17 protein-coding genes are annotated in these 24889 nt (G+C 53.3%); 13 read left to right on the forward strand and 4 right to left on the reverse strand.

Translation table 11 applies throughout. From position 1 onward, the window contains the following. Positions 1-42 precede the first annotated feature (42 nt). Entirely contained in the window at positions 43-1017 is a 975-nt protein-coding gene (locus HU175_RS12340; protein ID WP_176566890.1) for an alpha/beta hydrolase family esterase, read from the reverse strand. A 991-nt stretch (positions 1018-2008) separates the two neighbouring features. On the opposite strand from HU175_RS12340, the gene HU175_RS12345 reads away from it, so the two are divergent. After that, positions 2009-7774, forward strand: a complete 5766-nt coding sequence (locus HU175_RS12345) for a beta strand repeat-containing protein (protein ID WP_176566891.1) — start codon at positions 2009-2011, stop codon at positions 7772-7774. A gap of 78 nt (positions 7775-7852) precedes the next feature. On the opposite strand, the gene HU175_RS12350 is transcribed toward HU175_RS12345, so the two are convergent. Next, a complete protein-coding gene (locus HU175_RS12350; protein WP_176566892.1) occupies positions 7853-8500 on the reverse strand; it encodes a deoxynucleoside kinase in 648 nt (215 codons plus the stop codon). Positions 8501-8630: 130 nt separating this feature from the next. On the opposite strand from HU175_RS12350, the gene HU175_RS12355 reads away from it, so the two are divergent. From HU175_RS12355 to HU175_RS12390, 8 genes are all read left to right on the forward strand, one after another. Continuing rightward, positions 8631-9605, forward strand: a complete 975-nt coding sequence (locus tag HU175_RS12355) for a rhodanese-related sulfurtransferase (protein WP_176566893.1) — start codon at positions 8631-8633, stop codon at positions 9603-9605. A gap of 163 nt (positions 9606-9768) precedes the next feature. Continuing rightward, positions 9769-10845: a helix-turn-helix domain-containing protein gene (locus HU175_RS12360; protein ID WP_176566894.1), complete on the forward strand. Its 1077-nt coding sequence runs from the start codon at positions 9769-9771 to the stop codon at positions 10843-10845. A 131-nt stretch (positions 10846-10976) separates the two neighbouring features. After that, complete coding sequence (locus HU175_RS12365) at positions 10977-11462, forward strand: pyridoxamine 5'-phosphate oxidase family protein (protein ID WP_228724139.1); 486 nt, start codon at positions 10977-10979, stop codon at positions 11460-11462. 129 nt (positions 11463-11591) lie between these two features. After that, positions 11592-12359, forward strand: a complete 768-nt coding sequence (truA, locus tag HU175_RS12370; RefSeq protein ID WP_176566895.1) for a tRNA pseudouridine(38-40) synthase TruA — start codon at positions 11592-11594, stop codon at positions 12357-12359. Positions 12360-12441: 82 nt separating this feature from the next. Beyond that, complete coding sequence (locus HU175_RS12375; RefSeq protein ID WP_255433133.1) at positions 12442-13011, forward strand: NTP transferase domain-containing protein; 570 nt, start codon at positions 12442-12444, stop codon at positions 13009-13011. Continuing rightward, positions 12998-13573 carry a DinB family protein gene (locus tag HU175_RS12380; RefSeq protein ID WP_176566897.1) on the forward strand — a complete coding sequence of 192 codons (576 nt, stop codon included), beginning with the start codon at positions 12998-13000 and terminating at the stop codon, positions 13571-13573. The genes HU175_RS12375 and HU175_RS12380 overlap by 14 nt, the downstream gene beginning before the upstream one ends. 109 nt (positions 13574-13682) lie before the next feature. Beyond that, entirely contained in the window at positions 13683-16004 is a 2322-nt protein-coding gene (locus HU175_RS12385; protein WP_176566898.1) for a glycoside hydrolase family 65 protein, read from the forward strand. A gap of 87 nt (positions 16005-16091) precedes the next feature. Next, complete coding sequence (locus tag HU175_RS12390; RefSeq protein ID WP_176566899.1) at positions 16092-16772, forward strand: class I SAM-dependent methyltransferase; 681 nt, start codon at positions 16092-16094, stop codon at positions 16770-16772. 41 nt (positions 16773-16813) lie between these two features. Here the strand turns inward: HU175_RS12390 and HU175_RS12395 are convergent, their stop codons facing one another. Beyond that, positions 16814-17299 (reverse strand): CHRD domain-containing protein, encoded by a 486-nt coding sequence (locus HU175_RS12395; protein ID WP_176566900.1) that lies wholly within the window; start codon positions 17297-17299, stop codon positions 16814-16816. 291 nt (positions 17300-17590) lie between these two features. On the opposite strand from HU175_RS12395, the gene HU175_RS12400 reads away from it, so the two are divergent. Next, positions 17591-19858, forward strand: a complete 2268-nt coding sequence (locus HU175_RS12400) for an aconitate hydratase (protein ID WP_176566901.1) — start codon at positions 17591-17593, stop codon at positions 19856-19858. A gap of 82 nt (positions 19859-19940) precedes the next feature. Here the strand turns inward: HU175_RS12400 and HU175_RS12405 are convergent, their stop codons facing one another. After that, entirely contained in the window at positions 19941-21380 is a 1440-nt protein-coding gene (locus HU175_RS12405) for a helix-turn-helix domain-containing protein (RefSeq protein ID WP_176566902.1), read from the reverse strand. 742 nt (positions 21381-22122) lie between these two features. Between HU175_RS12405 and HU175_RS12410 the strand changes: the two genes are divergently transcribed. From HU175_RS12410 to HU175_RS12420, 3 genes are all read left to right on the forward strand, one after another. Then, positions 22123-22641, forward strand: coding sequence for a PleD family two-component system response regulator (locus HU175_RS12410; protein ID WP_176566903.1), 519 nt, complete (start codon positions 22123-22125; stop codon positions 22639-22641). A gap of 136 nt (positions 22642-22777) precedes the next feature. Next, positions 22778-23953, forward strand: a complete 1176-nt coding sequence (locus HU175_RS25025; protein WP_317167733.1) for a sugar transferase — start codon at positions 22778-22780, stop codon at positions 23951-23953. Beyond that, a complete protein-coding gene (locus HU175_RS12420; RefSeq protein ID WP_176566905.1) occupies positions 23932-24873 on the forward strand; it encodes a glycosyltransferase family 2 protein in 942 nt (313 codons plus the stop codon). The genes HU175_RS25025 and HU175_RS12420 overlap by 22 nt, the downstream gene beginning before the upstream one ends. The last annotated feature ends 16 nt before the right edge of the window (positions 24874-24889 follow it).

The following is a 24889-nucleotide window of genomic DNA, read 5'->3' on the forward strand; positions in this document are numbered from 1 at the left end:
TAAAAAAAAGCCTGCCGGTCCTTGATGGCCGGCAGGCTTTTTTTAGGGGATGGTGTACCGTTTGAAAAAGGCCCACATCAGATCGTTGGCCGGGAGCGAACTGGGTGGATCGCTGGAAAGCACCGCCCCCTGGTTGCCGCCGGGCCAGGAATGTCCCCCGTCTTCGGTCAGATAGCACTCAACAGAAACGTTACTGTCGCCTTTGGTCCAGCGATAGTGCGTATAGACAGGTGTCGTTTCGACTGTTTGACGAGTGGCCTTTTGATGGGCCAGGTTGCCGAAGACCGACAATGTACTGTCTACCGAAGGGTTCCATTGATTACTGATCCCCCGGCTACCGAACCCACCCTGATATGGCACGTTTTTGTCCAGTTTAGAGTGAAAATGCAGTACCGGAACCGGGCGGGCAGGCTGACAGGGCTGCTGGAGCTGGATAGTACCTGCGTTAGGAGCAATGGCCGCAATTTTTCCGGATAATTCACAGGCCAGCCGGTAGCAGAACATGGCCCCGTTGGAATGTCCGGTAGCATATACCCGTTTGGTATCGATCCGGTACGTTTTGGCCAGATCATCAATCAGGGCACTTACAAACCCAACATCATCGGCCTGGCGACCCAGCGATGCTTTGGGGTTGCAGCATTTACCTGCGTTCCAGGTCCGGATTGACAGGGCACCCTGCGACAGCATTCCGTCTGGATACACTACAATGAACCCCTCTTTGTCGGCTTCCTCACTCAACCGCGACAATGTTTCGAAGCGGCCGCTACGTCCTCCCCCGCCATGAAACGCCAGCACCAGCGGCACACGCTGTTTGTGCTGCCCATACGTAGCAGGCAGATGCAGCACATACGTTCGGGTAGTGCCGTTGAATTGAAACGTACCTGACAGGCTGGGTGTCGCTCTACTGGCAGGTTGTGCCGTTGCAGTAAGACCGGTTAGGAGCAGTAAGCTCGTCAGGAGTGAAAAAAGATGGATGTCTATCCGGTTAGGTGTCGTGCATTGACGCCTGCGAATCATATAAGGCCGAAAGTTGGGATTATCCGTAAAAAGAGAAAAGTAAAAAATAATCTGCCATTTACTAAGCGACAGGACAAAAAATTAAGTCGTACCCTGAAAACGGCTACAACTGCCAATGCTCGTACTGATAAGGAAATCGGGTTTGAAAAAAAGTGAGCGCATTAGAGTGACCCATACATCTTTTTTCGTCATAGATCATTGTAAAGGTTTCCTGTAGATCAATTCCGTAAACTTGTAAGATATGAATTCAGTTAATCGTTCTCAATCAGTTGATTTAACCAATCTCATCACTTGGCTGGTCGTTGCTACAATTTCGTTGGGACTAGCAACCGGACTGGTCTCTTTGTTTGTTTAGTCTACGCTGCAACTTCAACCCGCTATGCGTCACACGGGCCAGTAAAACGGCCTGACATAAAGATGAAACAATGAACTGATGACGAATATCAGCGTCGCGAACTGGCATATATACCTGTTTCTTTCCTCATGGCATAAAGTTTGCACCAGTCTTTTCGGTGAGCGTGATTAGGTAACGGGCGATGAGTAACCTGCTTACCTCCCGGGTGATAAATTACATAATTTTCACATATTTATATGTAGACAAATAAACTGAAGTTCTATATCTGCCGACGGGTAACAGATAGCTATATGGCTGTATGTTACCCTTTTTTGCTTTTGGTTATATTTAAATTGTCGAAATTAAGTAAAAGGGTCGATAGTACAATCTGTGGTTAATCGATAGGCTTAAATCATTTATTAACGGCGGCACAATTGTTGAGATTTACTGGGTTGCGAAACGAGAGCCGCTATAACGATAGAGCCGGAATTCGGTGAATGCCGCAATAGCCTGCCAAATTGGTCCAGTAAACAAATCAATCGTCCACGTAAACCGTAATAAGTCAGTTTGCCTATGAAAGTTTTTACAGTCCTATCATCTCGACACCATTTTCTTCGACGATGGTACCTGCTTCTGGTCTTAAACTTACTCGGGTGGGTGCCCGGGTACGCTGAAGATCCGCCAGGAAAAGTAGCTGCGGTGGCTATTGGGAGCCGAATTTTTCAGGACGCCAATCGTAACGGGATTCAGGATGCTGGCGACGCCGATTTAAGCGGAGTAACCGTTCGGTTGTACCAGAGTGGAATTCAGCGGGGTATAACCACGTCCAATGCCTCGGGTCAATATTCTTTCAATGATGCGACGGTAGCCGGCGGGGTCAGACCTAATACGCCCTATGAGATTCGTATCCTGTCTACCGATTTTCCCGCCAGACAGAACCTGACGTTAAGTCGGCAGGGAGGAAATCCTGCGCTCGATAGCGACGCTGATCTGGTGGGTAATATTGCCGTCATTCCGGTCACGACGGGGGGGGATGGCAGTACGCTCAGCGGGTATGATGTGGGTTTTGTGGCTGGTCCACCCGATCTGCAGATCACCAAAGTATCTGGTGTTAGTCAGACGACAACGGGCAGTACGGTTACGTACACGATTACCGTAAATAACATCGGCGAAAGCTCGGCGGCTGGTGTCATCGTGCGGGATACGATCCAGTCGGGACTGACATATACCTCATCTACGCCTGCCGCAACGACAATAACGCCCGGTAATATTCTGGCATGGAACCTGGGAACGCTGGCTGCTGGTGCCTCCTCGACAATTACGCTGAACGTGACGGTAACGGGAGAAGGTGTCCTTTATAATACGGCTTATGTAACAACAACCGACGCCGATCCGAACCTAAGCAACAATGTCAGCCGGTCGACGTTCACGGTGCCAGTTAAAATCTGCGCTGGCGAAGCCTATGTCGCAAGCCTGCCCGCTTCCTACTCCAACGTGCAGTGGTATAATGGTACGACGCCGGTAGCCACCGGAAACAGCTTTACCATTACGGCGGCTGGTAGTTACAGTTTCACAACAACATCAAGCGTAGGCTGCCCGGTAAGCGGGTGCAGCCCAATCATCATTTATCAGGGTACTGTTCCTTCACTGGCCATCACGCCCGCGAACCCTGCTATTTGTAATGGTACGTCAACGACGCTGACAGCATCGGGCGATGGGGCAGGTACTTACCGCTGGAATACGGGTGCCATCACGGCGGCCATCTCGGTGACGCCAACCTCAACCACGGCCTACTCAGTGACGTTCACGCCTGCCAGCACAAGCAGCTGCCCGGCAAGTACCTCGGCGACGGTGACGGTCAACCCAGCGGTGACGGCCACGATTGCAGGCAACCTGACCATCTGTAACGGTACGTCAACGGTGCTGACAGCGTCGGGTGCGGCTGCAGGTACGGGTACGAGCAGCTACCGCTGGAGCACGGGTGCTGTCACGGCGGCCATCTCGGTAACCCCAACGGCGACCACGGCTTACTCAGTGACGGTGATCGACGGGAACGGTTGTTCGGGGGTGACCTCGGCCACGGTGACAGTCAACCCAGCGGTGACAGCCACCATCGCAGGCAACCTGACCATCTGTAACGGTACGTCAACGGTGCTGACAGCCTCGGGTGCGGCTGCGGGTACAGGTACGAGCAGCTACCGCTGGAGCACGGGTGCTGTCACGGCGGCCATCTCGGTAACCCCAACGGCGACCACGGCTTACTCGGTGACAGTGATCGACGGGAACGGTTGTTCGGGGGTGACCTCGGCGACGGTGACGGTCAACCCAGCGGTGACAGCCACGATTGCGGGCAACCTGACCATCTGTAACGGTACGTCAACGGTGCTGACAGCGTCGGGTGCGGCTGCAGGTACGGGTACGAGCAGCTACCGCTGGAGCACGGGTGCTGTCACGGCGGCCATCTCGGTAACCCCAACGGCGACCACGGCTTACTCAGTGACGGTGATCGACGGGAACGGTTGTTCGGGGGTGACCTCGGCGACGGTGACGGTCAACCCAGCGGTGACAGCCACGATTGCGGGCAACCTGACCATCTGTAACGGTACGTCAACGGTGCTGACAGCGTCGGGTGGCACCAGCTACGTATGGAACACCGGAGCTATCACGGCGGCCATCTCGGTAACCCCAACGGCGACCACGACCTACTCGGTGACGGTGACCAGCGTAGATGGTTGCGTAGGCTCGACCTCGGCCACGGTGACGGTCAACCCAGCGGTGACGGCCACCATCGCAGGTAACCTGACCATCTGTAACGGTACGTCAACGGTGCTGACAGCGTCGGGTGGCACCAGCTACGTATGGAACACCGGAGCTATCACGGCGGCCATCTCGGTAACGCCAACGGCGACCACGGCTTACTCAGTGACGGTGATCGACGGGAACGGTTGTTCGGGGGTGACCTCGGCCACGGTGACGGTCAACCCAGCGGTGACAGCCACGATTGCGGGCAACCTGACCATCTGTAACGGTACGTCAACGGTGCTGACAGCGTCGGGTGCGGCTGCAGGTACGGGTACGAGCAGCTACCGCTGGAGCACGGGTGCTGTCACGGCGGCCATCTCGGTAACCCCAACGGCGACCACGGCTTACTCAGTGACGGTGATCGACGGGAACGGTTGTTCGGGGGTGACCTCGGCGACGGTGACGGTCAACCCAGCGGTGACAGCCACGATTGCGGGCAACCTGACCATCTGTAACGGTACGTCAACGGTGCTGACAGCGTCGGGTGGCACCAGCTACGTATGGAACACCGGAGCTATCACGGCGGCCATCTCGGTAACCCCAACGGCGACCACGACCTACTCGGTGACGGTGACCAGCGTAGATGGTTGCGTAGGCTCGACCTCGGCCACGGTGACGGTCAACCCAGCGGTGACGGCCACCATCGCAGGTAACCTGACCATCTGTAACGGTACGTCAACGGTGCTGACAGCGTCGGGTGGCACCAGCTACGTATGGAACACCGGAGCTATCACGGCGGCCATCTCGGTAACGCCAACGGCGACCACGGCTTACTCAGTGACGGTGATCGACGGGAACGGTTGTTCGGGGGTGACCTCGGCCACGGTGACGGTCAACCCAGCGGTGACAGCCACGATTGCGGGCAACCTGACCATCTGTAACGGTACGTCAACGGTGCTGACAGCCTCGGGTGCGGCTGCAGGTACGGGTACGAGCAGCTACCGCTGGAGCACGGGTGCTGTCACGGCGGCCATCTCGGTAACCCCAACGGCGACCACGGCTTACTCAGTGACGGTGATCGACGGGAACGGTTGTTCGGGGGTGACCTCGGCGACGGTGACGGTCAACCCAGCGGTGACAGCCACGATTGCGGGCAACCTGACCATCTGTAACGGTACGTCAACGGTGCTGACAGCGTCGGGTGGCACCAGCTACGTATGGAACACCGGAGCTATCACGGCGACCATCTCGGTAACGCCAACGGCGACCACGACCTACTCGGTGACGGTGACCAGCGTAGATGGTTGCGTAGGCTCGACCTCGGCCACGGTGACGGTCAACCCAGCGGTGACAGCCACGATTGCGGGCAACCTGACCATCTGTAACGGTACGTCAACGGTGCTGACAGCGTCGGGTGGCACCAGCTACGTATGGAACACCGGAGCTATCACGGCGGCCATCTCGGTAACGCCAACGGCGACCACGGCTTACTCAGTGACGGTGATCGACGGGAACGGTTGTTCGGGGGTGACCTCGGCCACGGTGACGGTCAACCCAGCGGTGACAGCCACGATTGCGGGCAACCTGACCATCTGTAACGGTACGTCAACGGTGCTGACAGCGTCGGGTGCGGCTGCAGGTACGGGTACGAGCAGCTACCGCTGGAGCACGGGTGCTGTCACGGCGGCCATCTCGGTAACCCCAACGGCGACCACGACCTACTCAGTGACGGTGATCGACGGGAACGGTTGTTCGGGGGTGACCTCGGCGACGGTGACGGTCAACCCAGCGGTGACAGCCACGATTGCGGGCAACCTGACCATCTGTAACGGTACGTCAACGGTGCTGACAGCGTCGGGTGGCACCAGCTACGTATGGAACACCGGAGCTATCACGGCGACCATCTCGGTAACGCCAACGGCGACCACGACCTACTCGGTGACGGTGACCAGCGTAGATGGTTGCGTAGGCTCGACCTCGGCCACGGTGACGGTCAACCCAGCGGTGACGGCCACCATCGCAGGTAACCTGACCATCTGTAACGGTACGTCAACGGTGCTGACAGCGTCGGGTGGCACCAGCTACGTATGGAACACCGGAGCTATCACGGCGGCCATCTCGGTAACGCCAACGGCGACCACGGCTTACTCAGTGACGGTGATCGACGGGAACGGTTGTTCGGGGGTGACCTCGGCGACGGTGACGGTCAACCCAGCGGTGACAGCCACGATTGCGGGCAACCTGACCATCTGTAACGGTACGTCAACGGTGCTGACAGCCTCGGGTGCGGCTGCAGGTACGGGTACGAGCAGCTACCGCTGGAGCACGGGTGCTGTCACGGCGGCCATCTCGGTAACGCCAACGGCGACCACGGCTTACTCAGTGACGGTGATCGACGGGAACGGTTGTTCGGGGGTGACCTCGGCGACGGTGACGGTCAACCCAGCGGTGACAGCCACGATTGCGGGCAACCTGACCATCTGTAACGGTACGTCAACGGTGCTGACAGCCTCGGGTGGCACCAGCTACCGCTGGAACACCGGAGCTATCACGGCGGCCATCTCGGTAACCCCAACGGCGACCACGACCTACTCGGTGACGGTGACCAGCGTAGATGGTTGCGTAGGCTCGACCTCGGCCACGGTGACGGTCAACCCAGCCGTAACGGCCACCATCGCAGGTAACCTGACCATCTGTAACGGTACGTCAACGGTGCTGACAGCCTCGGGTGCGGCTGCAGGTACAGGTACGAGCAGCTACCGCTGGAGCACGGGTGCTGTCACGGCGGCCATCTCGGTAACCCCAACAGCGACCACGGCTTACTCAGTGACGGTGATCGACGGGAACGGTTGTTCGGGGGTGACCTCGGCGACGGTGACGGTCAACCCAGCGGTGACGGCCACGATTGCGGGCAACCTGACCATCTGTAACGGTACGTCAACGGTGCTGACGGCCTCGGGTGGCACCAGCTACGTATGGAACACCGGAGCCATCACGGCGGCCATCTCGGTAACCCCAACGGTGACCACGGCTTACTCGGTGACGGTGACTAATGGTGATGGTTGTAGTGGAGTAGCGTCAACAACGGTAACGGTGAACCCAACACCTCAGCTGACCATATCGCCGGTAAGCACAACACTGTGCCAAGGACAGTCGACAACGCTGACGATTGGTGGTTGCGAAGGTGGTACGTTAATCTGGTCGACGGGTGATAATACCAGTTCGCTGGTGGTTGCTCCGCTGACGACCATTACCTACTCGGCAACCTGTACGTTCGCTACCAGCTGTTCGAGCACAATCTCGACAACAGTGACGGTGACTCCTGCGCCGACCTTCGTGCCAAGCAGTATTACCGCCACAGCGGCAAGCTGTTCGGGGGTGAATGCCAACAACGACGCGCGGATTACACTGGCTAACCTGCAGAACACGCAGAGCGCAGGTATCATCGCTGGCGAAACTTACACGGGTGGACCGGCCTTCGGAGCCGCTGGAACGGTAACAGTGTCTAATGGTACGGTTACCTTTAACAATCTGCCCGATCCGTCGGTACCACAGGTGTATACAGTCCGACTCTACAGCGCCACGGGCTGCTCTACGGATGTTCAGGTAACCCTGACTCCGGCCAACTGCTGCCCAGATCCAACCTGTCTGCCGGTTATTCTTCAAAAAATAACCAGGTAACGGCTGGAGAGTGGATTACGAAAACGGCAGCGGGCCACGATGAGATCATCGTGGCCCGCTGCCGTTTTTAACAATGCTCTAGTGAGTTATCGTCGCTAACTGCTCATCAATACGTTGAACGACCTGGTTAAAATCGGTTGATCGGACGGCATAATCGAGGGTATTGACATCCAGGATCAGTACAGGGCCGGCCTGATACGTTCGAATAAATTCTTCGTATAACCGGTTTAGCTGGAGCAGATAGTCGTCGCTGATGGCTTGCTCGAAGGGGCGGCCACGCTTCCGGATCTGATCGCGTAGTTTGGGCAGATCAGCTCGTAAATACACCATCAGGTCAGGCGGCCGGACCAGGCTAAGCATGTTGTTAAACAACCCCAGGTACGTCTGGTAATCACGTTCGGACATCTGCCCGTTCTGGTGCAGATTACGGGCGAAAATGGCCGAGTCTTCGTAAATCGTTCGATCCTGAATGATGGTCTGCTGCTGGTTTGGATTTGCCTGATTCTCGTTCCGGACTTGGCCGATTTTTCGAATCTGAGCGAATCGACTGTTCAGAAAATAAACCTGCAACTGAAATGCCCAACGCGGCATATCGTCGTAAAAGTCGGCCAGGTAGGGATTGCCGTCAACGGCTTCGTAAAGTACTTCCCAGCCGTAATGAGCAGCCAGGAGTTCGGCCAGCGTTGTCTTACCGGCACCAATGTTTCCCGTAATAGCAATGTGCATAGAAAGAGGAGAATGGAGGAAAGGGGCAAAGGTAAACAGGGAGGAGCGCTTCCAGAAGCGACTATTCGTCCCCTTTCTCTCTGTGCTCTCTATGGAACCAACTTTGGCCAAATGGGTTTATTTTTGTGCTATGAAACCGTACCGCGTCCTTCTTTATTACATCTATTCGCCGATTGAAAATCCGGAGCAGTATCGCGAGGAGCATCATCTGTTGTGTCTGAACCTGAACTTGCTGGGGCGGGTCATCGTTGCCCCCGAAGGCCTGAATGGTACTGTTTCAGGGCTGGCGGCCGACTGCGAGGCTTATATGGCGGCTCTGCACGCTGACCCTCGCTTTGCCGGTATTGATTTCAAAATCGACGAAGCCGATGAGCACGCGTTTCAGAAACTGCACGTTCGGGTGAAGAAAGAAATTGTTCACTCGGATCTGCCGGTTGATCCGCTTCGCCAGACGGGAATTCATCTGGACCCGGAAGCCTTTCGTGATCTGAAAAACGACCCGGACGTCGTGCTGGTTGATATGCGGTCTAACTACGAACACGCGGTCGGCAAATTCAAAGGCGCTATTACGTTCGACATGGAGAATCTGCGTGAGTTGCCGGATCACGTCCATGAGATCGAACACCTGCGGGATAAAAAAATCATTACGTACTGTACAGGGGGCATCAAGTGCGAGAAAGCCAGTGCGTATCTACTTGCCCGTGGGTTCGAGAACGTTTATCAGCTCCATGGTGGGATTATCAAATACGGTATGGAAGCCGGTGGGGAAGACTTTGACGGGCAATGCTACGTGTTCGATAACCGCGTAACCGTGCCGGTTAACCACGTCAACCCCGAGGTTCTGTCTACCTGCTACCGCTGCGGTACCGCTACGAGCCGCATGATCAACTGCGCTAGTCCGACCTGCAACAACCACGTAACGCTCTGCGAAAGCTGTGGTGATGCACACGCTGGCACCTGCTCAGACGCCTGCAAGGACGATGCGCAACTGCGGCCTTATGACGGTACGGGCTATTACGGCAAGAAAACCCAGGACTATTCACCCATGCAAGGGTACAAAAGTCGGCAGGGACAGCAGATTGGTGTCCTATTGAACGACGAGTAAAAATTACTAAACTTTAGCACAAACCGTGTCCGCTTGGAGGGGACGCGGTTTTTTTAGGCCATCAGTTTCGGGAAAGACAGCATAAAACGGGCTGGAGCGTCCATTTTGGCATTTACATGACGAATCGGCTATATTAGCTGAAACTTTAGTAAACCGAACCCTGATGACACTCGTCAGCGAAAATATCCGTTATCTGCGCAAACTGAACGGTCTGACGCAGGAGCAGTTTTCCCGAAAAATAAACATAAAGCGTTCGTTGCTAGGGGCCTACGAAGAAGCGCGGGCAAATCCGAATCAACAGAACATGCAGGCTATTGCTAAAGCGTTCAACACCACCGTTGAATTGCTAACCCGGCAAGACCTGCGCAAACTCCGTGAGACGCCCACCCTCAGTATTCCACTGGGGCAGAAAACCTCACAACCGGAACGAACTCAGTCGACAACGGCCATTCGGTCGGACGGCATACTTGATGCCGAAGAAGACGATCCCTTTCAACACCCGGATTTTCCGGATATTTTTGCCCAGCCTGATCCAAAGTCGTCAGCCACGCCGGAGCCCCAGCCGCTGTCATCGGTATTGAACAAGTACTACCGGCCGCAGGAGCCCGCACGGGAACCACGTCCGGCACCTGTGCCCCCCGTCATTACGCCCCCCGTTCGGCCAACAAACGAGCGGGTGCAGGCCGAAGCGCTGACCTTCAACAATGTGTACGAAGGAGTGGCAGCATCGCAGCAGCCCCAGCCCGTTAGTCAGCCGACGGCCCCACTAATTCCGGTTGTGCTGGTGACACAGTTCAATGAGTACGGTCAGCGTCATCAGCAACCCGATTTTCTGCACCGATTGCCGACCATGCAACTGCCTACACTATCGGAAGGGAATTACCGGGCGTTCGAAGCGGGAGAAGATTTTACGTTTCCGGGAGCGTTACTGGTTGGGCAGTTCGTGCGCAACTGGTTCGACATTGCCGATGGCCAGACGTACGTATTGCTCCTTCAGCGCGCCGATGCCGTACGCCCGATCTGCTGCCGCCGAATATATAATCAGGTAAAAGTGAAAGGAACACTTCTGCTCACCGCCGACCGACCTGATGTACCTAACCAGGAAGTAGCGCTCAAGGACGTACTGGAGGTCTGGGAGGTAAAAGCGTTCGTGAGTCAGCAGCTCCCCCCGCCCGCGCCCAGCACCGATCGTCTTCGGCAATTGATCGAAGAATTACGGTTCGAGGTAGAGCGGTTGTGATACATGGACCGCTCGATGAAGCCCGCTTTCCTTGTTTTTGGTATTTCTTTAAACTCTATCGGTAAACAGGGGTTTGTAACGTTTGTAAACTAAATAAAAACGTTATGCAAACCCAATAAACCCTGAATGCCATGGAGCTGGATAAGCTTCGGAACAAGATTACGGACATTCGTATCGCTATGCTGACCACATTGGAATTGGATGGCGATTTTCATACCCGGCCGATGGCTACTCACGACATGGATGCGGACGGTTCGATGTGGTTTTTTACCTACGACAACTCGCACAAAGTAGAGGAAATAGAAAAAGACCCGCGTGTCAGCGTCGCGTTTTCAGATCCTGGTTCGGAGTTGTACGTATCGACAACAGGGACTGCTGAGATTGTAAAAGACAAAGCCAAAATTAATGAGCTTTGGTCGGACTTTCTGAAAACCTGGTTTCCGCAGGGAAAAGACGACCCGAATATCGCGTTGTTGAAAGTGACGATTCATGGTGGCGAATACTGGGATCGGCCCGGTGGTAAAATGGTCAAACTTTTCGAAATGGCGAAAGGCGCTATCACAGGCGAAGCTGATAAAACAGGCCGCAACGAGAAGTTTGGTGATGAACTCCGCTAGGCGTTTTGTCTAGTGTGCTGAGGATCGACGCTCTGGAGTAGGATAGTTTCCGCACCAGAGCGTCGATCGTTACAGGCTAGCCGAACTGGTAGAGAATGCCAATGAATTGCTGCGTATTTTTGCGGCATTATGCGTTATTTTCTTGAACTGGCTTACCGGGGAACGGCCTACCACGGCTGGCAGCGGCAACCCAACGGCATCAGCGTGCAGGAAGTGCTGGAAACAGCCCTGACAACGGTACTCCGGGAGCCGATTACGATTGTGGGCAGTGGCCGGACCGATGCGGGCGTTCACGCGGGACAGCAGTTCGCTCATTTCGAAACTGCAAAAGAGCTGCCGGAAACGCTGATTCGCTCGCTGAATGGATTAGTGTCGAACAACATTGCCGTATACGCGTGCTTTCCCGTGCGCGCCGACGATCACGCCCGATACACCGCTACGTTTCGTTATTACCAATACACCATCATTCGCCGAAAAAACCCGTTCCGTACGGACCTGGCTTATGTTTTCGCGCACCCGCTGGACGTAGCGCTCATGAATGAAGCGGCCAGTCTGCTCGTGAACCACACGGATTTTGAAAGTTTCAGTAAGGTAAAAACGGACGTCCGGACGTTCAACTGCCGGATTGATTTTGCCTACTGGGAAGAACAGGCTGACGGAACCCTAATGTTCCATATCAAAGCTGACCGGTTTTTGCGGGGTATGGTCCGGGCGGTGGTGGGTACGTTGCTGGCGGTAGGGCAGGGGCAACTCAGCGTGGCCAGCTTCGACGACATCATCCGGGCGCGGGATCGGAAGCGGGCGGGCCGGGCGGCACCGGCCGATGGGCTCTCACTGGTGGAAGTCGGCTATCCGGCCGAGGTGTTTACGATGCGACAGAACCCACCCGCGCTATAGTGTGTTTTACCGGTAGACCACGATCTCTCTGAAACTCTTGAAAATAGGAACAATCATACTGGCAGCCGGCGACTCGTCGCGCATGGGTGGCCTGCCAAAACAACTTATTACGTATAAAGGACAATCGCTGATTCAGCGGACTACCGAAAGTGCCCTTGCCTTGCAGCGTGGGCCGGTAGTGGTCGTACTGGGTGCGAACCGCGAATCCGTTATAACTGAACTGGAAGGATTACCCATTACGCTGGTCGATAACCCGAGCTGGCCAACGGGACAGGCTTCATCGCTGAAAACAGGGCTGGCTGGGCTATATCTGACCCACAAAGACATTGACGCTGTATTAATTCTGCATATCGATCAGCCCATGGTATCACTGGGGCTGCTGCTACATATGCTGGAAACCTACAAAGAGGATGGTAAACCCATAGTGGCCTGCCGCTATGATACCCAACTGAGTGTACCAGCGCTGTTCAGCCGCGATTATATCGCCGAGCTGCTGCAGCTGGAAGGTGACAAAGGGGTGAAATGGGTGATTGCCCGCCATCGGAATGACCGCGCAGAGGTGCCGTTCGAAGCCGGTTCCATCGACTTGAACTCCCGACGCGACCTTGAGCAATTCTCACTGGCTCAATCAACCGATCATGCACAAACTTGAGACCGCCCGGCAACTCCAAAGCCGTCTTGACCGTATTCTGGATACCGTAACGCGGGAGTTCAGCCCATTATCGGCCGGACAGCTGCGTTTTAAACTGGCACCGGATCGCTGGAGCATTCTGGAATGTCTGCAGCACCTGAACCTGGCCGAGCGGTTCTACATCCGGAACATTCAGCATAAAGTTGATCGGCTTGGGCTGGTGCAGACAAGCCCAACCGACCAGACCTTTGTATCGAGCTGGGTTGGGAAAGCCATGCGCTACATGGTCGATCCGCAGACAAAAATGAAAGTACCGACACCGGGTATTCTCCGGCCGCGCCGGGTTAGTGAACTGGATGCAACGGACGTATTGAATCAGTTTATTGAGCTGCAAACCCTGCTGCGCGACCTGCTCAACAAGGCTATTTACCTCGACTGGAACCAGGAGTCGCTAAGTACCTTATTTGGTAACTGGCTGACCATCCGGTTGGGCGATGCTATCCTGATGCTGGTGGCGCATACGGAGCGGCATATCAATCAGGCGATGCGCGTAAAGGCTGAAATGAGTAACTTTGTCGCTTAGCTCAAGTAGACTTACTGCCCAAACGACGCTGGAATACCCTTATTTTTTGGGTGACTAATTACCCGAAACGCCGTTTAAAAAGAGGGAGCACACGGTCGCCACTTATCCAATGAAGCATTATTTAGAAAATAATCCCTGGCGTATTGTCGAGAACGGCTTTCACCGGGAATACAACGAAATCACCGAAAGCCTGATGTCGCTCGGGAACGGTCGAATGGGTCAGCGGGGAAACTTCGAAGAGAAATTTACCGGCAAGACCCTGCAGGGAAATTACGTGGCCGGGGTATATTATCCAGACAAAACCCGCGTCGGCTGGTGGAAAAACGGTTATCCGGAGTATTTCGCGAAGGTATTGAATGCCGCCAACTGGATTGGTATCGACATCGACATCGAGTACGAATCGCTGGATCTGAATCACTGCGACGTGCGTGATTTCCACCGGGAGCTTAATATGGAGGAAGGCTACCTCGAACGCTCGTTCGTGGCCGTTCTGAAAAGCGGGAAAGAGCTTCGGGTAAATGCCAAGCGGTTCTGCTCTATCGTGGACGACGAAGCGGGAGCGATCCGGTACGCCATTACGCCCCTCAACTTCGACGCGAAGATTACCATCACGCCTTACCTCGATGGCGCCATCCGGAACCGCGACGCCAACTACGACGAAACGTTCTGGGACGAGGTGCGGAAAGAAACGGCTTACGGCGAAGCCTACATCGAAATGCGGACCCGGAAAACCGGTTTCCATGTTGCGACGGGCATGTGCGTTGCCATCGAGCAGGACGGGCAGCGGGTCGATTACCAATCGCAGCCTATCAAATACGAAAAATACGTTGCTAACCGAATCAGCCTGGATTGTCGGCAGGGACAGGAAACCGCTATTTTCAAGTACGCGGTAAATCTGTCGTCGCTGAACTACGATCCTGATACAATCATTCAGGACGCGCACAAATATATTCAGCGGATCACCCGCAAGGGGTTCGATAAGATGCTGTTTGAGCAGAAGCAGGCCTGGGTGGATAAATGGAAAACCAACGACATCGTCATCGACGGCGACGTTGAAGCGCAGCAGGGCATTCGGTTCAATATCTTCCAACTGAACCAGACCTATACCGGCGAAGACGAGCGGCTGAACATTGGGCCCAAAGGGTTTACCGGCGAAAAATACGGCGGTTCGACCTACTGGGATACCGAAGCGTACTGCCTGCCATTCTACCTGGCTACTGCCGACCAGAAAGTGGCGAAAAACCTGTTGGTGTACCGCTACAAACAACTCGGCAAAGCCATCGAAAACGCCCAGAAACTCGGCTTCACGAACGGAGCGGCTCTCTACCCGATGGTGACGATGAACGGCGAAGAGTGCCATAACGAGTGGGAAATCACCTTTGAAGAAATTCACCGGAACGGTGCCATCGCCTACGCCATTTACGACTACGTTCGTTACACCGGCGACGAGCAGTATCTGGTCGAGTATGGTCTGGAAGTGCTGCTGGCGATCAGCCGTTTCTGGAGCCAGCGCGTAAACTGGTCGAAGGAGAAACAACAGTACGTCATGCTGGGCGTTACCGGCCCGAACGAGTACGAGAACAACGTTAACAACAACTGGTACACCAATTACATTGCGGCCTGGACCCTGCGCTACACGCTTGAAGCCATCGATAAGGTGAAAGATCTAAATGCCGATCGCTACATCGAACTGGTTGATCGGCTTCAGATTCGTCCGGACGAGCTGACGCTGGCCGAGCAGATTATTGAGAAAATCCACTTGCCGTACGACGAGGATAAAGCCGTTTTCCTGCAACAGGAAGGCTTCCTGGATAAAGACCTGATGCCCGTCTGGGACATTCCGGAAGGGCAGCGGCCCATCAACCAGAACTGGTCGTGGGACCGGATTCTGCGGTCGTGCTTCATCAAACAGGCCGACGTACTGCAGGGATTATATTTCTTCGAGGACGAGTTCGATACCGACACGCTCCGGCGCAATTTCGATTTCTACGAGCCCATGACGGTGCATGAGTCGTCGCTGTCGCCCTGCGTGCACAGCATTCAGGCGTCGAAGCTGGGTATGAAAGAAAAAGCGTATGAGATGTACCTGCGCACGGCCCGGCTCGACCTGGACGATTACAACAACGATACTGAAGACGGCTGCCACATTACGTCGATGGCCGGTACCTGGCTGGCGGTGGTGAAAGGCTTTGGGGGTATGCGCGTTGAAAAAAACCAACTCGTTCTCAACCCCTACTGCCCCGAGCACTGGCAGGCGCTGTCGTTCAAGATTCGGTTCCGGGGGGCCATGCTGCAGGTAACCACCACGCAGCAGGACGTAACGGTAGCCAACGCATCGGCTACGCCCATTACGCTGCTGGTACACGGACAGTCGGTGACGGTAGCCGGTAACAGCCAGCAGACCATTGCGGCTGTAGCCCAGTCGGTCTAAGCCGACCAACCTTGTTTTATTCTATTGAAGAACAACGGGTGCAGAACGTCAGAGGACTGCACCCGTTGTCGTTTTCAGGCTTACCGCATGGGTTTTTTACGTTCTGTGGGCGGGAATTTTGATGGGGTGGCCCCCCTGTACGACGCGTTATCGTTTCTGGTGTTTGGCCGGCAATTGGAGCAGGCGCAGACTGCTTTTTTGCAACCGAACGCCCGGCTGTCAATTCCAAAAGGCGCATCGGTGTTAGTAGTGGGGGGCGGTACAGGCAAGATTCTACAACCACTCCTGCAAAACTGCCAGCCCGACCGGGTAGTGTACCTCGACAAGTCGGCCCGGATGCTGGCCCGAGCCAGTCAACGTATGGCCGAGACGCCCCTAACAGGCACTGTTGAGTTCCGGTTGGGCGACGAAACGGCGCTTCGATCCAGTGAGCGTTTTGACGTACTGATTACCCCCTATTTGCTGGACTTATTCACCGAAACCACACTGGCTACGCAGCTGCTGCCGAAATTAGGCAGTGTACTGGCTGAAGGCGGCTATTGGTTGGTGACCGATTTTGTCCGGACGGGTATCTGGTGGCACGAAGCACTGATCTGGTCAATGATTCGTTTTTTTCGATTCACGGCTGGTATTGAAACCCGCCAACTGGCCGACTGGCAAAAATTAATGCCAGCAGCCGGGCTGCGCCTGAAGGCGTTCCAGTCCCGGATGGATGGCCTGATATCAGCCGAACTATACCGGAAATCGTCAATAAAAAAGGCTGCCTGATGATAAATCAGGCAGCCTTTTTACGTACAGGACGGACTTCGTTAGCGCACTGTCACGTTACCCCGAATAGCCCCGGATGGGTAGTTATTCGTATGAATGTTTGCGTAGTAAAAGCCCCGTTTCATGCTGTCTACACGAGCCGCGCTGAGAGCTGGCGTAGTGCCCGTGATAGGAGACGTTAACGTAGTAAATGGAATCTCGGGCGTTGGATTCACGCCATTCACACCAGCTGCATCGTTTGGAATAACGCGGTGCAGGTGAGCGCCGATGACCGTGGTTGAAGCCGGAAAACCGGAATACGTAACGGTATAGCTCAATACGCGGGTTGTCTCGTTTAGCGAACCCATGAACATTCCCGTCGCGGGTGAGGTCGTTGAGGTCGGTTTTTCATTGGCACCGTTCAGGGTGGCCGTGAACATGGTTGTCGAGGGCACCGTTGTTGGGTTTTCTTCGTCCCAGCAAGATGTCAGCGTAAGCCCAAAAAGGACGAGTACAAGTGCTGATAGAAATACGTTTTTCTTGATCATGGTTTGTGTTTGGTGTTAGCTTTCTCTCAGGTGACGAGATCTAATCGCTAAAGTTGCTTAAACGGTAAGCTATTTCCAGCTCTTTTTGTTAAAAAAGGGTACAAAATTAGATTGAATGGTTCTGAATAAGGCTCTGTCGTCCGTCCGTTCGCCGGATTATTTTCAAAAAGAGGAGAATCTTCTAATTTTGAGCAGCTATCCGGAATCCATTTTGGGTTTCCAATAGTTGTCTAAGTAGGAACAGATCCAGGTAGGATCCCTAATGTAAAGAACCGTTATCTCGATTTTATTATGGCTTTTGATGTCGATATGATTCAGCGCGTATATGCCACTATGGGCGAACGCGTCGAAGCAGCCCGTCAGGTCGTGGGAAAACCGCTCACCCTGTCGGAAAAAATTCTGTATAGTCACCTTTTTGCCGGTCTGCCAACCGAGGCATTCGAGCGGGGCAAAACGTACGTCGATTTTGCACCCGACCGGGTAGCCATGCAGGATGCAACGGCACAAATGGCTTTGTTACAGTTTATGCAGGCTGGGCGGCCCCAGGTTGCTGTTCCGTCGACGGTTCACTGCGATCACCTGATCCAGGCCGAAGTGGGTGCCGAAACGGACCTGACCGCAGCCAAAAACAAAAATAAAGAGGTGTACGACTTCCTGTCGTCGATCTCGGATAAATACGGTATCGGTTTCTGGAAACCCGGCGCTGGCATCATTCACCAGGTTGTTATCGAAAACTACGCCTTCCCCGGCGGCATGATGATCGGTACCGATTCGCACACGCCAAACGCGGGTGGATTGGGTATGATCGCAATCGGCGTTGGTGGGGCGGATGCCTGCGACGTAATGGCGGGGCTGGCCTGGGAGCTGAAAATGCCAAAACTGATCGGTGTGAAGCTGACAGGTAAACTCAGTGGCTGGGCATCGGCCAAAGACGTTATCCTGCGCGTAGCCGGTATCCTGACTGTAAAAGGTGGTACGGGCTGCATCGTCGAATATTTTGGCGAAGGAGCCGAAAGTCTGTCGGCAACGGGCAAAGGAACCATCTGTAACATGGGTGCCGAGATTGGAGCAACGACCTCGATTTTCGCATACGACGAGAAAATGGGCAACTACCTGCGGGCAACCAGCCGCGCCGAAATCGCTGACGCAGCCGAAGCTGTTAAAGCCAACCTACGCTCGGATGACGAAGTATATGCAGATCCCGCTACGTACTACGATCAACTGATTGAAATTAACCTGTCGGAACTGGAACCGCACATCAACGGTCCGTTCACGCCGGATCTGGCATGGCCGCTGTCGAATTTTGCCAAAGCGATAAAAGAAAACAACTGGCCCGAAAAACTGGAAGTTGGTCTGATCGGTTCCTGCACCAACTCCAGCTACGAAGACATGACCCGGTCGGCGTCGGTAGCGGCCCAGGCCACGGCAAAAAACCTGAAAGCAAAAGCCGAATTCACCGTAACGCCGGGCTCGGAACTGGTTCGGTTCACGGCCGAGCGCGATGGTATCCTTGATACGTTCGAAGAAATTGGTGGTGTGGTTCTGGCCAACGCCTGTGGTCCCTGCATTGGGCAATGGGCGCGGCACATGGACGACCCAAGCCGGAAAAACTCGATCATTACGTCGTTCAACCGGAACTTTGCGAAACGGAATGATGGTAACGCCAGCACCCACGCGTTTGTAGCATCGCCCGAGATTGTAACGGCTTTCGCCATTGCCGGTGACCTGACGTTCAACCCAATGACCGATACGCTGACCAACGAATCCGGTGAGCAGGTAATGCTCGACGAACCCGCTGGTATTGAGCAGCCCGTCAAAGGCTACGCCGTCGACGATGCCGGTTACCAGGCTCCTGCCGAAGATGGATCGGGTGTAGAAGTAATCGTTAGCCCGACGTCGGATCGTCTGCAGTTGCTGGCGCCGTTTGCCGCCTGGGAAGGTACCGATCTGACCGGTCTGAAACTGCTGATCAAAGCCAAAGGCAAATGCACAACCGACCACATCTCGATGGCTGGTCCGTGGCTGAAGTACCGTGGTCACCTCGACAATATTTCCAACAACATGTTGATCGGTGCGGTGAACTACTTCAACGACAAAACCAACACGGTAAAAAACCAGTTGACGGGTGAGTACGGTGAAGTTCCGGCCGTACAGCGCGCTTATAAAGCGGCTGGTATCGGTTCGATCGCTGTAGGTGATGAAAACTACGGCGAAGGATCATCGCGGGAGCATGCAGCTATGGAGCCACGTTTCCTGGGTGTTCGTGCTATTCTGGTACGTTCATTCGCCCGGATCCACGAAACCAACCTGAAAAAACAGGGCATGCTGGCGCTGACGTTTGCCGACCCTGCCGACTACGACAAGGTACAGGAAGACGACACGATTGCAATTAAAGGGCTCCAGGAGTTTGCTCCCGGAAAACCCCTGACCGTTGAACTGACGCACGCTGATGGTACGACGGATGAGTTCTCCGTGAACCATACGTACAATGAAGGACAGATTGAGTGGTTCAAAGCCGGTGCTGCTCTGAACATCATCCGCATGAAACAGAACGCGTAAGTTGTTCACTTCAGATATACAGAAGGGGGCTGTGCCAGTTTGGTACAGCCCCCTTCCTGTGTTTACACTGTTCTATACATCGTTACCGAAATTTTTCCATCGCCTGCTTCATGCTGGCAAACTGGCGCTTCTTCTGCAGCACGGTAGGAGCCGCTACCCGCTCGCGGCAGTCGAACAGAGAGCAGCGCTCGCAGGCGTCATTCACGACACGGAAAGGGGCACTGGCCGGATCTGTCTGCAGAAATTTCACTTTGCTTCGGAGTGTGTCGTTCATCGCAAAACACATCGACACGCTCATGTTCTGTTGCGTTGCCGCCTGAAATGGATGAGCGACGGAGATAATCAGGTATTGTAAACCCGAGTCGGCATACTCAGATAGTTGCGCCCGGCAAAGGGTTTCGTTCTGCCCTTTGTTCTGCTGCAGGAACGATAATTCCTGCAAAATCGTCAAGGCAATCCACCGGCGGCAGAAGTGTTCATCGGCAATGCGACGCGGTCCCTGTTGCCGCGACAGGTGCATTTCTTTTGTGAGCTGAAACGTTGTCTGCCCGGCGGTGTGGTTAAACCGGTAGAAAAATAGCTGATCAATTCCGAAATGACTTGGCAGAATGTTACTGAGCCGATAAAAGAAGCGCTCAGGGGTCGAGCCAAATTCGTGAATCAGGGCCAGAAAGCGGTCGTTGTCCCAACTTTCCTGCGCGAATAGCGCGGAGATCTTTTCGATAAGGGCGTCGCGTCGGATCAGAATGGCACCGGCGAAATAAGAAGCCTTGTAATTATTCAAAATCTGCTCGAACGACTCGGCCTCCACCCACGAATAGGTATAAGGCCGGTTCTTGAGTGCCAGATACTGAAAGCCCACTTCCCGCGCCAGAATAAAAACGCGCTGTTCGGAAGATAAGCCCGCGTTCAGGTACAACGTAGCACTCTCCGGCCGGTATACTGACCGGAGCGACATCAGATCCGGGTTAACGAGCGGGTCGAAATAGTCAATTTTTGTGCCATACTGTGTTTTTAACAGGTTGGCCAGCAACGTTTCATGCACCATTTGCCCCTGTCCGGCAAAGGACGCCAGAAAACGATCTGCGTCGGCTTCCAGCTCCGGGAAATGATTATCATGCATTTCCTGGTAAGAGCGTAACATAGTTTGGTAAAGCCGCTCAACGCTCATATTGTAGCTTAGCGCAATATCCATAAACGTACGGATCATTGCACTGACTTTAGCGGGCGCTTCGGCCAATAATTCAAGGAGATCAGAGGGGTCGATCCCAAATAATTCCAGTGGAATCTCGGTCAGAAACTTCGACCGCAGAAGATCCGAAATTGGCTCCAGCTTTTTGCTCAACTTTAGCGATACCAGCGTATCGTAATCCACATTCATGGCTGTGGCGAGAGCCGAGATTTTATCGGCTTTGGGGTACTTTCGGCCTTTTTCTATTTCGGTGACGTACGAAACGGATAAACCTGCTTTGTTGGCTAATTCGCTGACAGACAATCCTTTGTCAAGGCGAAGCTGTCTCATTTTCAGGCCAAACAAAAGGCGGATATGATCAGCGGGAAGGCTTAGGGACGGGCTCAATACGTAACAAATAAAAAAAGATGATTGCGTACATCAACCAACGTTTTGCGGCTGGTAGATGATTGATACAGTAAAAATACGAAACAACCCGCAACCATCCCGTTCGGGGCAGACAATACAGGCAGGAAGTTGCCGAAAGCACTTTAAACTAATACAAAAGCCTGAGGAGCGATAACTATTTATTCCATTTGCCTACGGCTGCTTTGAATTAGACAAATCCAAGAAAGACGATTTAGAAAAGAATCAGTACCGAAAAAAAAACAGTGATTTTAATTAACCTAGAGGCAACCATTTATCCCGTTTGGGCAAAAAATGAAGCCTTTACTACCCAAATTATTAATTTAAGTATATAATTAAATAGTAAATTTAAAAGTTATTGTATAATTAATTCGAGTTAATTTATTTTTAATGTTGTCTTTTATATGGTATATATAATTGATTACGATGAAATAATTTTTTCTATAGATAAATTATATACTTGCAATAAAATACTGTTAATCAATACGTTGTGAGGATGATGCGCTGGACTGAGATTAAAATTAAATCAACGTGCCGGAGTAATCGGGCACCAAGCGCAAAAACGATGCCACTACTTTTTTTCAAAAGCTAAGAGTAACCGATTGATTATCGAGTAGTCTAAAATTTAGATTGATGCTAGTTAGGAGATTATTAAACGCTTTATAGAATGAATTCGAAACGTCACCTACTTATAGTGGACGGTAGCCCATACGTAACCGGGATTCTTGTTCAGACGCTGAAGAAAGATTTCGACGTAACGGTTGCCTCTAACGGACAGGAGGCCGCTCAACTGCTTACTCAGGGTAACCGCTTTGATTGCGTGTTAACCGATCTGGAACTGGATGTATTCAGTGGTTTTGACCTTATTAAGTTTATTCGGTCTAACCGCCTGCTATGCCAGACTCCAATTGTTGTTTTATCCGCTAAATCGGATAGTAATACGCGTATTCAGTGTTTGGAACTGGGTGTTGATAGCTTCATGCCTAAACCATTTAATCCAACTGAAGTAAAGGTTCGCCTGCTGGCCACCATACGCCGGGCGGATATGCCCGTTGCGGAAGAAGCGCCTGAACGTCCTGGTCCTGTTTCGGCCCGATTATTGCCTGAGGTTGAATCGTTTTGGCAAAACAAATCACGCATTTTGTTTATGGTGCTAAAGGGGTATTCACTAGGGCAGAGCGCCTGACAATTTATTAACGAATACGGCAAACTAGTCTCTGTTTCGCCTGCTGATACCGAATAGACACCAAAACAGTTACAAAATGCGTGCCAATGAGTTGTACCAAAGCGGAGCTAGAAAAAGCGTAAACCAGCTTAGTTTTGTGAACGATACACCCGCATTTTGTATCTTATTAGTGGAGAAAGACAACTTAATTGCTGGCCGGTTTAGTGCGCTCGTTCCAAGTGATACGTCTGTCGTTCGATTCAACAACGTAAAAGACGCGGGTCGGTGGCTGAGCAATACCAAAGAAGTTGATCTTATCATTGTTGAAGAAAATGCCTTTAATGTTCTGCTCCCCAAAGTTCGGAACAACCCCAGCTGGCAGCACGTACCGGTATTGGTTGCCTGTTTCTCTCTGAATAAACAGTTGATTGCCGCTGCCATTAAAGCCAGAGCAACCGACCTGCTGGTTCTGACAGAAAATGATCAGGACATTCGTATTACCATCAACAACTACCTGGATTTAAACAAACGCGTTCTTTCGGTGCCACCAGTATCGAAAAAACCAGTATCGGTCGTCTTTTCGATGCCCCTCTGGAAACGCGGTATTGACGTGGCTGTCTCGTTGACGGCTCTGCTTCTTGCCTCCCCCGTCATGATTCTGACGGCTCTTTTCATAAAGTTAGATTCTAAAGGCCCTATCCTGTACAAATCGTTGCGGATCGGGGCTAATTATAAAGAGATTAGCATGTACAAGTTTCGCACAATGAAAGTGCAGGCTGACCAGCTGATTTCCCAGATGAGCGATCAGAACATCTACGCCAAAAAGCCCACGGCTGAGGTAATGGATGAAGATACGCGCTGTACTGACTGTAAATTGAAAGGTGTTGTCTGTCAGCAGCCGTTATTCGATCAGGATAAAACTATTTGCGAAAAAGTGTACCAGGCAAAGCTTGACGATAACGCCAAGTTTATGAAATTCCGCAATGATCCGCGGATTACCCGCTTGGGTGGATTCCTGCGTAACAGCAGTATCGATGAACTGCCCCAGCTATTTAACATCCTGTTTGGGGATATGTCGCTGGTGGGTAACCGGCCGCTACCGCCCTACGAAGCCGAGCAGCTGACAACAAACCTGGCTGCCGAACGTTTTGCTGGTCCGGCAGGACTAACGGGACTGTGGCAGGTGAAAAAACGGGCAAAAGGAAAAGGCCCCGTGTCGGACGAAGAGCGGATTGCCCTCGATATTGAATACGCCAGAACCTTTTCCTTTAAAACAGATATGTACATTATCTGGAAGACAATCTTCAGCGTATGGCAAAAGGAGAACGTGTAGCCGAAGAGGGCCGACCGGCTGGATCTCCGGCGCTCATATCGCTCGTTACAATCAATTACAACCAGGCCGAAATTACCCGTCAGTTTCTCGAATCGACCCGCTCGCTGACGTATCCAAACGTCGAGATCATTATTGTCGACAACGCATCTCAACCCGTACTAAGCACCTGCCTTGATGCCAGCCAGTATCCAAACCTGCGCATAATCCGCAGCGAGCGTAATCTGGGTTTCACAGGGGGGAATAACCTGGGTATCGAAGCGGCCAATGGTGATTTCCTGTTTATCGTCAATAACGATACTGAACTAACGCCCACCCTGCTTGACGAGTTACTGGAGCCTTTCCGGATCGATCCGCGCATTGGGGTTACGTGTCCCAAGATCAAATTTTACGATACGCCCGATGTACTCCAGTATGCTGGATATAACTCGATGAATATGTACACCGGGACCGCGACGCCTGTTGGCCTGAATCAGCCCGACAGCGGACAGTACGATACCTCCGGTGTTACGAATTTCGCGCACGGCTGCGCCATGATGGTTCGCCGGGAAGTGATTGAGCGAGTAGGTCGGTTTGCCGAGCGATTCTTCCTGTACTACGAAGAGCTTGACTGGTCGCAACGAATAAAAGATGCGGGCTATCTGATTTATTATCAGTCTTCGGCCTACATTTTGCACAAAGAATCCGTATCCGTCGGACCCCAGAATCCGATGAAGACCTACTACCTGACCCGTAACCGGATTCTGTACATGCGACGGCACTGCTCCCCCGCGCAGCGCCTGATCTTTTACCTGTTTTTTGCGGGCTGTGTTTTTCCCAAGCACATGGCTACGTACCTGCTCCGGGGAAAGTTAGAACACGCTCGTGCATTTGCTAAAGGTGTCTTCTGGAATTTTACCTCAACGAGTGTCTCGACGGTATAATCTCCGGATGGCAGAT

The sequence above is a fragment of the Spirosoma sp. KUDC1026 genome, from assembly GCF_013375035.1.
Classification (GTDB): domain Bacteria; phylum Bacteroidota; class Bacteroidia; order Cytophagales; family Spirosomataceae; genus Spirosoma.